The organism is Pseudovibrio sp. M1P-2-3, from assembly GCF_031501865.1.
Lineage (GTDB): Bacteria > Pseudomonadota > Alphaproteobacteria > Rhizobiales > Stappiaceae > Pseudovibrio > Pseudovibrio corallicola.
Map to the genome: position 1 here is coordinate 691,198 of NZ_JARRCW010000001.1, position 12,220 is coordinate 703,417.

General features: G+C 48.4%; 13 protein-coding genes. 9 read left to right on the forward strand and 4 right to left on the reverse strand.

The features are described 5' to 3' along the window. Nucleotides 1–110: 110 nt before the first annotated feature. Nucleotides 111–389, forward strand: a complete 279-nt coding sequence (locus P6574_RS03225) for a hypothetical protein (RefSeq protein ID WP_310618953.1) — start codon at nucleotides 111–113, stop codon at nucleotides 387–389. Here the strand turns inward: P6574_RS03225 and P6574_RS03230 are convergent. The 3 genes from P6574_RS03230 to P6574_RS03240 all read right to left on the reverse strand — a co-directional run bounded on the left by P6574_RS03230 (nucleotide 386) and on the right by P6574_RS03240 (nucleotide 3,034). Continuing rightward, on the reverse strand, nucleotides 386–1,543 hold the full coding sequence (locus P6574_RS03230) for an OpgC family protein (RefSeq protein WP_310618954.1): 1,158 nt from the start codon (nucleotides 1,541–1,543) through the stop codon (nucleotides 386–388). The genes P6574_RS03225 and P6574_RS03230 overlap by 4 nt on opposite strands. 166 nt (nucleotides 1,544–1,709) lie before the next feature. Continuing rightward, nucleotides 1,710–2,192 carry a hypothetical protein gene (locus P6574_RS03235; RefSeq protein WP_310618955.1) on the reverse strand — a complete coding sequence of 161 codons (483 nt, stop codon included), beginning with the start codon at nucleotides 2,190–2,192 and terminating at the stop codon, nucleotides 1,710–1,712. A gap of 17 nt (nucleotides 2,193–2,209) precedes the next feature. Beyond that, entirely contained in the window at nucleotides 2,210–3,034 is an 825-nt protein-coding gene (locus tag P6574_RS03240; protein WP_310618956.1) for a hypothetical protein, read from the reverse strand. 617 nt (nucleotides 3,035–3,651) lie between these two features. On the opposite strand from P6574_RS03240, the gene P6574_RS03245 reads away from it, so the two are divergent. From P6574_RS03245 to P6574_RS03280, 8 genes are all read left to right on the forward strand, one after another. Continuing rightward, nucleotides 3,652–4,674 carry a polysaccharide deacetylase family protein gene (locus P6574_RS03245; RefSeq protein WP_310618957.1) on the forward strand — a complete coding sequence of 341 codons (1,023 nt, stop codon included), beginning with the start codon at nucleotides 3,652–3,654 and terminating at the stop codon, nucleotides 4,672–4,674. Nucleotides 4,675–4,708: 34 nt separating this feature from the next. Continuing rightward, a complete protein-coding gene (locus tag P6574_RS03250; RefSeq protein WP_310618958.1) occupies nucleotides 4,709–6,517 on the forward strand; it encodes an HAD-IIIC family phosphatase in 1,809 nt (602 codons plus the stop codon). A gap of 21 nt (nucleotides 6,518–6,538) precedes the next feature. Beyond that, nucleotides 6,539–6,787 (forward strand): acyl carrier protein, encoded by a 249-nt coding sequence (locus P6574_RS03255; protein ID WP_310618959.1) that lies wholly within the window; start codon nucleotides 6,539–6,541, stop codon nucleotides 6,785–6,787. Nucleotides 6,788–6,809: 22 nt separating this feature from the next. Beyond that, on the forward strand, nucleotides 6,810–7,235 hold the full coding sequence (locus tag P6574_RS03260; protein ID WP_310618960.1) for a MaoC/PaaZ C-terminal domain-containing protein: 426 nt from the start codon (nucleotides 6,810–6,812) through the stop codon (nucleotides 7,233–7,235). Further along, the gene (locus tag P6574_RS03265) at nucleotides 7,232–7,963 is read left to right on the forward strand and encodes an SDR family oxidoreductase (RefSeq protein WP_310618961.1); all 732 of its coding nucleotides are present in this window, start codon (nucleotides 7,232–7,234) and stop codon (nucleotides 7,961–7,963) included. Before P6574_RS03260 ends, P6574_RS03265 begins: the two co-directional genes overlap by 4 nt. Next, nucleotides 7,960–8,892 (forward strand): hypothetical protein, encoded by a 933-nt coding sequence (locus P6574_RS03270; protein ID WP_310618962.1) that lies wholly within the window; start codon nucleotides 7,960–7,962, stop codon nucleotides 8,890–8,892. The genes P6574_RS03265 and P6574_RS03270 overlap by 4 nt, the downstream gene beginning before the upstream one ends. Nucleotides 8,893–9,000: 108 nt before the next feature. Further along, nucleotides 9,001–9,990 (forward strand): IS481 family transposase, encoded by a 990-nt coding sequence (locus tag P6574_RS03275; protein ID WP_310618963.1) that lies wholly within the window; start codon nucleotides 9,001–9,003, stop codon nucleotides 9,988–9,990. Between the two features lie 406 nt (nucleotides 9,991–10,396). Then, a complete protein-coding gene (locus P6574_RS03280) occupies nucleotides 10,397–11,128 on the forward strand; it encodes a gamma-glutamylcyclotransferase (protein WP_310618964.1) in 732 nt (243 codons plus the stop codon). Nucleotides 11,129–11,187: 59 nt separating this feature from the next. Here P6574_RS03280 and P6574_RS03285 read toward each other — a convergent pair whose 3' ends face one another. After that, on the reverse strand, nucleotides 11,188–11,901 hold the full coding sequence (locus P6574_RS03285) for an alpha/beta fold hydrolase (RefSeq protein WP_310618965.1): 714 nt from the start codon (nucleotides 11,899–11,901) through the stop codon (nucleotides 11,188–11,190). Between the last annotated feature and the right edge of the window lie 319 nt (nucleotides 11,902–12,220).

Genomic DNA, 12,220 nt, shown 5'->3' on the forward strand with positions numbered 1-12,220 from the left:
AAGATAACCTTTCAATAAAATAAAACCTAAAATTTTAAACTGAGTAATAGACAGACTCAGATTAATCATAATACACTAATTTAGTTAAAATTATCTCCAAGGGTTTCAGAATGTACTTCATTGATGAAAAACCGGAATTGGCTATTAGGGCTTTTCACGCCGTCGGAATCACAGTCATTGTGGTGGCGGTCTTGGGGTTCTTTCTTGGTATTGTAGCTGCACTCGGGGCTCCGGCGTACATGTTTGGTACGCTGGCCTTATATGTGGCCTTTGCGGCCGGTGGGGGCATCGTGACAGGAATGATCTTTGTAGCCCTTGCACAAATCATCACCTACCTGCGAAAAAACGTACAGTTGCTTGAAGATATAAAACAATCATCTCGTTACTAAGAGGGTTTTTTCCAGGGCTTTGCCTTAAACCATCCTGCTAGATAAGCCACTGCAATTAAAGCAATAAAGCCGATTAGGTTGGAGATTATAGTCTCCCATGCCTCAGTTTCCAGCCCTGTGGTAAGCAACATTTCCTGATCAAGGTTGAAAAAACTATCCCGGCCAATTGCGATGAGCTGGCCCAGATAGATAGAGGCCAGAAACGTTGCCAGAGATTGCTCGCCCACTTTGCGGATCATGGCAACCAGCTTCCCGCCCAAGCCACCCATCAGCAAACGCTTTCCACCCTCGCCAACAGCTCTCCACGCCAGATAGGCAAGGGCTAGAAAGTGCAGGAGGCGTAGCAATCCCATATCGGTTTTCGAGGTTAATGGCTCTATGAGCTCAGCGCTGTAGGCAAGTGCCGGGTAGGCCAGAGTAAAGCGGAAACTGGCAAAGGGGATACTCATAAACAAAATAAGAATACTAAGTAATATCAGAGAATTAGACCTTGGTGGCGCGGAAAGCCACCCTCGCATAAAAGCAAATCCGGTAAAGAATAAAAGTTGCCATGCAAAGGGATTGAAAAACCACGGGCGATCGGACCATGGTTCGGCGGGCAAGTTTAAGAACCCCAGATTGGCAATGATCCAGAGGTAAAAAACCAGCAAAAAAACGCCCAAACGGCCTATCAGACTGTGAACCAGCATCATGGGCGCTATGAGTGCGATCAGGACGACATAGAGGGGTAAAATATCAAAGAGGTTGGGCACATAGGTCAAGGTCAAAAGAGCAGGAAGGGAAAAAAGAGGGTCTTGAAAAAACGGCCAGAGGTTAAGTCTTTCAATATAGTCATTAGATACCCAGCCACTCAATTGTATGAGGGTAACAGTTCCCACCGTTGCAAAGAAAAGACAAATGTGAGCCCAGTAAATTTGCCAGGCTCTGTAAAGAACACGGGCAGACCCAATAAACTGTCCGCAGTGCGCAAAAATACTACCAAAAGCCAGTCCCGATGCCAGACCGGAGCAGAATACGAAAATCTCGGCGGAATCAGAAAATCCCCAGCGGGCAGGGGTCCACAATTCCCAGCTGTTATCCGGCAAATGGGAGATAAAGATCACGAAGATTGCAATGCCACGGAAGAAATCCATACGTGGATCGCGCTTGGTCATACAGCTTCCACCTCGTTCAAATTACCGATGTTTCCTGAAACCCTACCGCGGGGGCTGGCCGTAGCAGAAAACGGTTCCATTCACTTTAGCTTTCCTGACTTTCCAATCCTCTAATGCAATTCGGTAGCGTGAAGACAAATTGGCAAGGAAACAGGTTGCCGGAGCTTTACTTGGCCCGCCAGATGGTCTTCGGTTGAGGGCAACCTTCCGCTTTTGGAAAGTAGACGCTGAACATGGGGATGAACTGAGCGGTTTCACCACGCACAGCATGGCTCAGCAATTGCACAAAATTCGCTATTTGAAAGCGCAATGTCAGGAACTCATTTACCTTCTCGTTGCCCAGATATGTCTGTGTTTCCCTGTTCAGGTAACTGGGCAGAAGTTCCGCGCCGCTGGCATCTGGCGACAAGATGGTTACAAAAGCGATCGAGTTGCATTGGGGGTAGCTGAAACGTAGGGAGCGTGTGGATCCTTCGGTTGTAAGGTCCACAGAGGACAATGGGCTCCATCCCTGCTCCTCCAGCGATTTAATAACCATTGGCTCAATGGCTTCGCGGTAGTCATCGACTTGGGGGAGGGTGTAGCGCCGTATTTTCAGGCTGAGAGATACGGCTAGAATGAGTGCCACCACAAAGAAGATGAGAAACATTTTTGGGCGCGTAAGGGTCAATTATTGCTACCAACTTTACTGTTTTCAGTGTCAACCGTGTCAGCAGAAGGCCAAAAAGCCCCCATTACAATAAGAAGGCTAAGCAACCCGTCATATATCATTCCCCCGTCCGGACCGTGTGCGAACTCATAGGTTTCAGGGGAATGGGCCATCAGAAGAAGGCGCCCGAGGTTGAGCAGGACGATAGATGTAACGAGTGTGGGGAGCCACCAGGCAAAGAAAGGACGATTGCCGTTTGCCAGCGTGTAAAAGGCTGCAAAGCCTATAATAACCGTTCCCATTTGAGAAAAAGCACTGCAATCTCGGCGCATTACAAGCGGTTGGCCACCTTCTGCAAGAATAAGGGTACCTATAGATTCAGCGCTGCCAATAAAAGTGGAGTATATCTTGGCAATAACCCAAGCCTCAATTTCATAGAGCGTTGTTCCCGCAACTTTAAGACCAATAGCCCGCCAGATGACGACAAAACACAGGCCCATTATAATGAGGTAGGAACGGCGGGACCCCCTATCAACAATGTAGCTTGCAACGCACAGAACAAGCAGGACTGACCACGCAATCAGCGAGCTGGGTACCAGCGCGACTGAAAGAGAAATAACCGCAAATGTGCCCAGCCAGACATGGGAAAGACTGCTCTTATCATGAATGATCTGATAGAGCGCTATACACAGCACAAGCGGGTAGACAGGGGAAAGCAATACATCGGCATTCTCACGCGTCAACTTCATGACTGCGTCATGGGTGAAGCCGTTGATTGCCAGTGTGGCAATCAATGCAGCCAGAACGAGGCGCTCTTTATTCTGCAAGGCGGACGCAAACATTGATCAACCAGTCTTTGGTTCATTAAGTTCATGCTTTGGCGGCTGCGCCAAACGCAATTTTTCCGATGCTGCTCAGCGAAGTATGCAGGAAACTTTTTAAGATCTACCTACTTTTTTTCCTTCGATAATAAGCGTAGCCGAGCCCTGCGATAACAATTACCCCTCCAATAAGACCGGCCGCAACTGCAGGCGTTGGGGCGTCACCGGGAAATCCACCGGGCCCACCTCCAAGGCAGTCGGGATGGTCTGAATAGTTGGGGTTTGCGCACTCAATTTTTGCTTGGGCAGGGCCAGACATGGCCATAAAATACAACAGAGGCGCTATCGCAACTAATAGATATCTTATTGATCTCATCATAGAGGTCTCTCCATGGTATACTTGAGGTTCAATAATGTTGTATTCTATATTAAATGACTATATTTTATATGATGGTTGGTTAATTGGTGGTTTTGTTTATTATTACTATAATAATACATGTATTTATATTTTTTATTTTGATTTTATTGGAATGTAACTTTTAAAGTTTCTTTTACTTTGTAAGCAAAATGGCATGGAAACCTTCGGAAACTGGTATGTAATGGCTGTTTAATAAGAGGGTCGAATTAGGGAGCCGCGAATGAACAAGTTGAGGGAGGTCGCTTATTCTTTTTGTGTACATAGTGGCCTTGCAAGGGTGATCTCGTACTTTCACCGCGATAGGCTGGCGATCCTGTGTTTTCATAGCATTTCTCTAAAAGATGAGAACCAGTTCTGGCCAGGCGTTTTCATATCCCAGCCAAAACTGATTGAATTGCTCGACTACCTCAAGACCTCACATTATTCAGTTATTAGCCTTCAGGAAGCCGAGCGTTTTCTTAAAGGCGAGGTCACCTATGACAACCCATTGGTCATCACTATTGACGATGGCTGGTTCTCTAGTGTCAGCGAGTTAATTCCGGTTATTTCCTCCTATAATTTCCCATGTACCCTCTATGTCACCACCTATTATTGCGATCATCAGATCCCCGTAGTGAATGTGCTGCTGCAATATTGGCTTTGGCAAAAGCCTACCCAAAACATTTCTATTGAGTTTGAAGGTGAAACCCATTGCTTTTCGGGGGAGCCGCAAGATGTGGTCAAGGCGGTGGAGCAGGCTATGGAGGGGATGGGAGACCAGCGAAAAGTTGCGTTTCTTCGGTGTTTCGCCCGCAAGATTGGAGTGAGTGATGAGGCCATAGATTCGCGCCGGTTCCACAATGCAACCTATGAAGAGCTGGAGCAGGTTTTAATTTCCCCCTTGGTGGACGTGCAACTGCATACCCATACGCACAAACTGCCATTTGATGAGGCCTCGATGGATAGGGAAGTGGCGACCAACAAAAGGCTTTTGAAGCGACGTCTTTCGCCCGTAAACAGTTTGGAACACCTGTGTTACCCCAGTGGTATCTGGTCTCCCAAACACATTCCACATCTGGAGGAAATGGGGATGGCTACAGCCACGACACTGGATGAAGGGTTGAATGCGACGAGCCAGCATCCTCTCAAGCTCAAAAGAAATCTGGTCATGGATAGCCGCAGCCTGCCTCACTTTATTGTAACCATCTCCGGTATTTTAGAAGTAATGCGCCGCAGTTTAAGGAAATTGAAAAGGGCAAATTAGGCCATTTCTTCTAGAACTCTAATGAACAAGTTCAATGGGTCGCATTATGGTCGAGACTGTCTACACAGAGCTGGATCCCCCTTTTGATCGGGCGTATTTGCAGCGTTACCGAAAAAAAATTCGGCGTACGTTGAAACAGAACATGACAAAGCCGCCGCTGCATCTGGCCATACTTGGCGGGTCAACCACCCATGAGCTTGCCCAGTTTCTCGAAATATTTCTTTTGCATGAAGGCATTAATGTCGAGATCTACGAGTCCGACTACAATCAGTTTTATGGGGAGGCTGTCTTTGAAAATTCCAAGCTCAATGAGTTCAACCCCTCAATCATCTACTTGCATACCAGCTGCATAAATATCCCCCAATGGCCAAAGCTGGACGATACACAAGTGCAGGTAAATGAGAGGCTGGAGCAGACCCTTGAGCACTTCAAGAGCATCTGGATGTCTCTTTCCAGCAAGTACCGTGCAACGATTATTCAAAATAATTTTGAGCTTCCCTTTGCTCGTCCCCTTGGCAATCTGGATGGGACTGCCGCATGCGGGCGCACCCGCTTTGTCCGTAGCCTCAATGAACGGTTTGCGGAGTGTGTCAGCGAACACTCAAACCTCATCGTGCATGACTTGAATTACCTCTCCTCACAGGTCGGGTTGCAGCACTGGTACGATCAAGCCCAGTGGTATGCCTACAAATACGCAATGAACAGCGATGCTTTTCCCGATATCGCCCATAGTGTGGCCGCACAGGTCAAAGCCACACTGGGCCTTGGTAAAAAGGCTGTTATTTGCGATCTGGACAACACCCTTTGGGGCGGGGTGATCGGTGATGATGGGGTTGAAGGTATCAAGATCGGAGAAGGGAACAGTGAGGGCGAAGCCTATTCTCATTTCCAAAGGTATTTGAAAAACCTGCACGAGCGCGGCGTTCTTCTGGCCGTATGTAGCAAAAATGAACCGGAAAACGCAAAACAAGGTTTCTCCCATCCAGACAGCACGCTGTCGCTTGCTGATTTTGCCGTGTTCGAGGCCAACTGGAACAATAAGGACGGTAACATAGAACAGATCGCGAAGACCTTGAATATCGGCTTGGATGCCCTTGTCTTTCTGGATGATAACCCAAGTGAGCGGGCATTGGTGCGCGAGCGGCTTCCCATGGTGTGTGTGCCGGATATTGGCTCTGATGTGACAAACTACTTGAGTACTCTGGATAGGGCAGGGTTGTTTGAGCTTGTCTCCCTAAATCCGGAGGACATGAAGCGCTCCAAGATGTATGAGCACAATATTCAGCGCAGCAAACTCGAAACCCAGTTTGCAGATTACGGAGAGTTTTTAAAATCCCTTCATATGGAAGCCTTGATCAAACCGTTCGATCAGATTTCCCTTCCCCGCATTACCCAGCTTACCAATAAAACCAACCAGTTTAATCTCACGACCCAAAGGTACGGATTTCAGGAAATGGAGAGCTTTATGCACTCCGACAAACACCTCACCCTTTACGGGCGCTTAAAAGACAAGTTTGGTGACAATGGTATCGTCTCGGTTGTTCTGGGCGAGCAGGAGGGCGAGGAGCTGCACCTGCACCTGTGGCTCATGAGTTGCCGTGTGTTCAAGCGGGATATGGAACAGGCCATGTTCTTGTGTTTGAAAGAAGAGGCGCGGCAGTGGCCGGTAACGAAACTGGTGGGCCATTACATTCCCAGCAAAAAAAACGGCTTGGTCAGCATGCACTATCAGGCGCTCGGGTTTTCCTGTGTTGAAGAAAATGATCAGGGCAAAAGCACTTGGGAATATCCGCTGTCGCAGGCCGATGAGCCGCGCGATATACCAATCACTCTTCTAAACTAGGAAAAGGCAGGTCTGGGCTTCATGGATGTATTTAATGTGGTTTCTCAAATAATTGTGGATGTGCTCGATGAGGATGATCTCATAGTCACCAAAGAGACGGTTGCCGATGATGCCGAGGATTGGGACTCTCTTGCCCAGATCCAGATTATCGATGCGCTAGAAAAGGAGCTGAAAATCAAATTCAGCCTTCAGGAGATCGAGCAGCTCAACGCCTCCAGCAACGTGGGAAACACTGTCGATCTGATTTCCAGAAAAATCTCTGCTCACTAGGACTGATGAACTGGCAGGTGCGATGAACAGCTATACCATAGACACAATGGACGTGGGCTTGAACCACCAGTTCACTTCAAAGGTGAGTGAGGAAAAGCTCAAGGCTTTCTTGCTGGTGAGCGGCGATGTGAACCCTTTGCACACAAATGCGGACCATGCACGTGCCTGCGGTCATCCGGATGTGGTTGTTTATGGAATGCTCACAGCCTCTCTTTATTCCACCCTTGTAGGCGTCTATTTGCCGGGAAAATGGGCGTTGCTGCAAGAGGTGCAGACCAAGTTCACGCGGCCCGTTTATCTGCAGGATGAATTGACCGTCAGCGGGGAAGTGATGGATGTTCACCGCCTTTTGAGGCGCGTGGAACTGAAAGCCTCCATTCGTAACCAGCATGGAAATGTGGTGTCCAAAGCACGCATTTATTCAGGTGTGGGAGAAATACAGATATGAACCGCTCATGCCTGATTATTGGTGCAAGCTCTCTCATCGCCCGGCAGATTATGCAGGAGCTGGATTGCCAGAGCATGCAGTTCATTGCCCATGCCCATTCCAATGTGGAGGCGTTGCACAAGGATAACGGGCTGGAAAATAGTGAAGTGGTGCCCCTTCAGGCCGACCTTGCCAGTCCAGAGGGAGCATATTCCCTGATTTCCCAAGCAAGTGCAATCTGCGGTGTCCCCGACGCAATTATTTTTGCGCAGGCTCCGCCATTGCGGCTGACCCGTTTTAAAAGCCTGAAACTGGAGCAGGTCCAAGAACACTTACAAGTCCAGCTGCTCAGTAGCGTTGAAATTGCCCGCGCGTTTCTGCCTGCAATGGCCAGACGCGGCAGTGGGCGCGTTGTCTTCATAATATCCAGTGTCACTTTGGGCCTGCCCCCAGCGGCGATGGCCGATTATACAATTGCCAAGTACGCGCAATTGGGACTGGTTCGTTCTCTAGCTTCGGAGTACGGACCAAAGGGACTACGTATCAACGCTGTCTCTCCGTCCATGGTGGACACGCCCTATCTGAATGCTCTGCCTGATAACATGGTTACACAAAATGCAGCAGGTCACCCGCTTGGCCGCAATGCTTTGCCGCAGGAAATTGCGCCTGTGGTTCGCCTGCTTCTTTCCAGTCAGGCAACATATATGAACGGTGTCAATATTCCCATAACCGGGGGAGTCTGCGTGTGAAGGCTAAGAACAAATTACAACAGGCACTTGGCGTCTTGGAAGGTGGCTTCGGCGACATCACAGAGTTGCAACCTGCTGTCCAAAAATACACCTATTGTATGCAGCATGATATGGCGGAGAGGCCATACTTCGAGTTTCCGGGAATCATGTCGGATTGGTTTGAGGAGCTGGAAAATCAATATGAAGGCGAAGCCTTTCAGGTGATCCATGAAATAGCAATGATCACCTTGATGTGCAAAAGCCTTGATAAACTACTCAATGCCTCCCGTGATGACACACTTCCTCCTTCTGTTATGGAGGCAGTCGACCAATGGTTTTGTTTCTTGTCCGAGCAAATTGCAGAAGGGACATATCCACTGGATGTGGAAGGGGACCTTTTTAAAAAGGATATCTCCATCTGTGCCCTGAACATGTGGCCCAGCAATACTATTTGTCATTATGAGCAACGTGCTCTCCCGCGGAGTTTTTTGCTCACAAACGGGGGCAGGCAGCTTGTGGAGGGGCTTAAAATGATCGGGGGAGCTCTTCGCTTCAATTATAAGAATATGTATGAGCTGCATATGGAAGATCGCCGGACCACGCCTGACTTTCTTGAGCCGGGATGGCGGCGGTTTTATCTGGACATGGCAGAGCGGTTGAAATACGAACCTCAAATATCTGGAATATTTGCCCAAGGATGGTTCTGGGATCCCTTTGTGATGCAACAGTCCCCAAGAATAACCTATCTAAGGTGCCTTCCAGAAGAGGGGGGAGCTCTTTTCTTCAAGCTAGGTGAGTGCAATGATCCCGATCATGTGGCCTTGAAAAACAAGAGGCGGCTCCAGCTATTTGAGCAAGGCAAATATGAGCCAACCAACTACTTAATGGTTTGGCCTCGGGATGATTTGCTAAACTGGGCAAGCAAGCAAACAGCCGAAACCATACATTGAAGAAAACCAACGGGCGCGCATACCAATGAATGCAGCATGCGCTAAATGTATAGTCCCGCAAGGAGATGGAATCAGTTTATTATTGACGCCATCTTGTAAGGAGGGGCTATGGGACAGGTATTGCACGGCAGCGCCACGACTACTCACGCGGTTCGATCGGCCATCCAAAAATCGGATGCGACAATCAAGGAATTAAGCATCCGTTATAACATCAACCCTAAAACGGTGATGAAATGGAAGAAACGGACCAGCGTAGAAGATCAACCCATGGGACGGGAAAATCCGCGCTCTACAGTCCTCACTCTGGCTGAAGAGGCTGCGTGTGTCGCTTTTCGCAAGCACTCTTTGTTACCGCTTGATGACTGCCTTTATGCTCTGCAGGATGAAATCCCGCATCTGAGCCGGTCCTCCCTTCACCGCTTGTTCCAGCGTCACGGAATCTCGCGTCTTCCAGCTCCAGATAAGGACAAGGTGAAGAAACGTTTCAAAGCTTATCCGATCGGCTATTTTCACATCGATATCGCGGAAGTCCGAACTGCAGAAGGCAAACTGTATCTGTTTGTGGCCATTGATCGCACATCTAAATTTACCTTTATGCAGCTGCATGAAAAAGCGACCAGAAGGATTGCTGGCGACTTTCTACGTAGCCTCATCAAGGTGGTTCCCTATAAAATCCACACCGTTCTGACAGACAACGGCACCCATTTCACCGATCCCAAAGGCGACAGCTGGAACGCTAAGGACATTACGCATATGCTCGCTACTGGCCAGCCATTTCGCTGCCATGGCTTTGTTCTGGCTTGCGCCCAAAACCATATCGATCACCGGCTCACAAAACCAGCTCACCCCTGGACGAATGGCCAGGTCGAACGCATGAACCGCACCCTCAAAGAGGCCACTGTCCGGCGCTATTATTATCAGACACACAGCGAACTACGCACTCATCTGGAAACGTTCATACAGGCTTATAACTTTGCCAAGCGCCTCAAGGCTCTCAAAGGACAAACGCCCTTTGAGTACATCACCAAGCAATGGACAAAAGAGCCGGACAGATTTATGAAACAACCACACCATCTCATCGTGGGACTAAACACCTAAAGCAACGAGACTTTTTATTGAAACACATCGTTGCTCTAAATCTTTGTTTTACGCGTATCTCCGAAAACCGGTATCCACTTTGCGGAGATACGCTGTAATGAAATAGCCACTTTTCGAAAGGTATTATACCAACCGGCAGTATTGCAAACCTGTTGGTATGTTTGGATCCGGGCTCATTGGTCGCGATGATGGCGGAAAGTTTGGCGAAGTCTGGTAACCCCTCTTGGGTTATGCTGTGCAAGCGAAGCGCCGATCCGGTATCCAGATCACAAACTATTGGGTTTTACTGGTATTATTTCAAAAATTGGCACGGTGTTGGTGTTCATTGCGTTCATTTAAACGGGAATGAAATTTGATGAGAGTTTCGTTTCTTGGAAGCACTCCTTAATACATGGAGGCAGGTGTTTTGCCGAAAAAAAGTGAGGGTGGAAAGCCGGTTGGAAAAGGGACAACCGGAAGCCCGCCTCAAGATATTAACCGTATTACCCGGGAAGGTTTGAAAGACGGTTCTCTTTTGAAGGCAGCACGTGCGCTGACCGGTCAGAAGTTTCCCTTGGCAACAGATGAGGAACTTCTGGCCTCCTTCCAGAAAGTAATCTCGAAAATTCCAAAGCAACAAGATATCTGGGTTTTTGGCTACGGCTCCCTAATCTGGAATCCGTCCTTTAAATTTACCGCTCGAAAAGTTGCTGTTTTGCAGAACTGGCACCGGTCTTTCTGCCTCTCCACATTTGGACGTGGAGCCTCTGATAACCCCGGTGTTATTCTGGGGCTGGATAAGGGAGGCAGCTGCAAAGGGGTGGTGTTTCGAATTGATGCCCGACAAATCGAAGAAGAACTTAAGATACTATGGCAGCGGGAAATGATTGTCGGTGCCTACAAGCCGTGCTGGTTACCTCTTGAAGTCGATGGGGAAGATACAAAAGCTCTGGCCTTTGTCGTTAATCAAGAGCACGGCAGGTATCTGGGAGATATAAGCGAGGAAGAGGTTGCCAAGCGTATCGTCAACGCTCATGGACCGCTTGGAAGTTGTCTGGAGTACTTTGAAAATACCTTCTCAAGTTTGAGCAGTTTAGGGCTCCATGACGAGCATCTGGAGGGGGTTAGAAGTAAGGTAGATGAACTTCTGCAAGGGTAAGGCGGACCTTGATATAAAACAGTGCCATTGAAGAGGTGGGTACAGGTGCCGTTGACCTTCTACGTGTCCAGCCAGTGTTCCAGTGCTGTTGTTGTTGCTTCGGGCTGCTCAAGGGGAACGAAATGCCCCGTATTGTTGATGATCACCAGAGTTGCATGCGGAAATGCAGTTGCCATCCTCCTGTGAACCTCCAGAGAAAACACCATACTGTCATCACCGCCGATAATGGTTGTCGGGCACTTGATATTTGCCAGTTTTTCGCCATTTCTTTGATAATTCATCAGCGCTTTCATGTGCCGGATTGCTATCAAGGGGCCTATCTCAAGCGCCATATCCATGTAGGTTTGTTTGATAGCAGGGTCTATGGTTGGCTCCGCTTTAAAGTAGATTGCAAAGGCACCTTTCACATAACCCAGAAAATTACCGCGGTTTATCCTGTCTATACCAACCTTCCAGCGCTCGCGGATCCCCGCGGGAATACGCAGGCCTGTTGTTTCAATAAGGGCAAGCCGTTCAACCCGCTCTGGAGCTTGCAATGCAATCTCCATTGCAGCCTGACCTCCCATTGAAAAACCGCAGAGACTAAATTTTGGAGGAGCTTGATCAAGAACGCCCCGCGCCATTTCCTCAATGCTGTGGTACGGCGTTAGATCAGGAACCGTGATCTGCGCCCGGTCTTCCAATGCTTTTACCTGCGGCGAAAAAACTCTTGCATCACACAGCAATCCGGGAAGAAAGACTAGATTATCCTGCATATCAATAGGCAACTTCATAGTTGGAGTGCATCGTTATTGCGGCTTTGATCTTTTAATCTCAGTATCCGAGCACCTCTGTTATAGGACGAAGCAACCTACAGAGTTCTTACTTTGGTGTGCCTATCTGTACGCCGAAGCATGATAGCGCTTAATTTTTCCTTTATCGATATACTAGAGGGGACACAGGCTAAAACTTAGCCGGGTCAAATAAACTCAAAGATACAAGGGATGCACCTCCCCAAACGGTCATGCATCCTTGTTTGTGAGCAGGACTAGCCGTTGGTAAGAGTAGAAAGACTGTGCCAAGCGCAATGATAGGAGGTGCAGACATCATCGC

Bases quoted from the DNA above. Each gene is read 5' to 3' on its own strand.
- P6574_RS03275 (WP_310618963.1), top strand. From the start codon at position 9,001: ATGGGACAGGTATTGCACGGCAGCGCCACGACTACTCACGCGGTTCGA.
- P6574_RS03250 (WP_310618958.1), top strand. From the start codon at position 4,709: ATGGGTCGCATTATGGTCGAGACTGTCTACACAGAGCTGGATCCCCCT.
- P6574_RS03245 (WP_310618957.1), top strand. From the start codon at position 3,652: ATGAACAAGTTGAGGGAGGTCGCTTATTCTTTTTGTGTACATAGTGGC.
- P6574_RS03225 (WP_310618953.1), top strand. From the start codon at position 111: ATGTACTTCATTGATGAAAAACCGGAATTGGCTATTAGGGCTTTTCAC.
- P6574_RS03240 (WP_310618956.1), bottom strand. From the start codon at position 3,034: ATGTTTGCGTCCGCCTTGCAGAATAAAGAGCGCCTCGTTCTGGCTGCA.
- P6574_RS03255 (WP_310618959.1), top strand. From the start codon at position 6,539: ATGGATGTATTTAATGTGGTTTCTCAAATAATTGTGGATGTGCTCGAT.
- P6574_RS03285 (WP_310618965.1), bottom strand. From the start codon at position 11,901: ATGAAGTTGCCTATTGATATGCAGGATAATCTAGTCTTTCTTCCCGGA.
- P6574_RS03235 (WP_310618955.1), bottom strand. From the start codon at position 2,192: ATGTTTCTCATCTTCTTTGTGGTGGCACTCATTCTAGCCGTATCTCTC.
- P6574_RS03230 (WP_310618954.1), bottom strand. From the start codon at position 1,543: ATGACCAAGCGCGATCCACGTATGGATTTCTTCCGTGGCATTGCAATC.
- P6574_RS03265 (WP_310618961.1), top strand. From the start codon at position 7,232: ATGAACCGCTCATGCCTGATTATTGGTGCAAGCTCTCTCATCGCCCGG.
- P6574_RS03260 (WP_310618960.1), top strand. From the start codon at position 6,810: ATGAACAGCTATACCATAGACACAATGGACGTGGGCTTGAACCACCAG.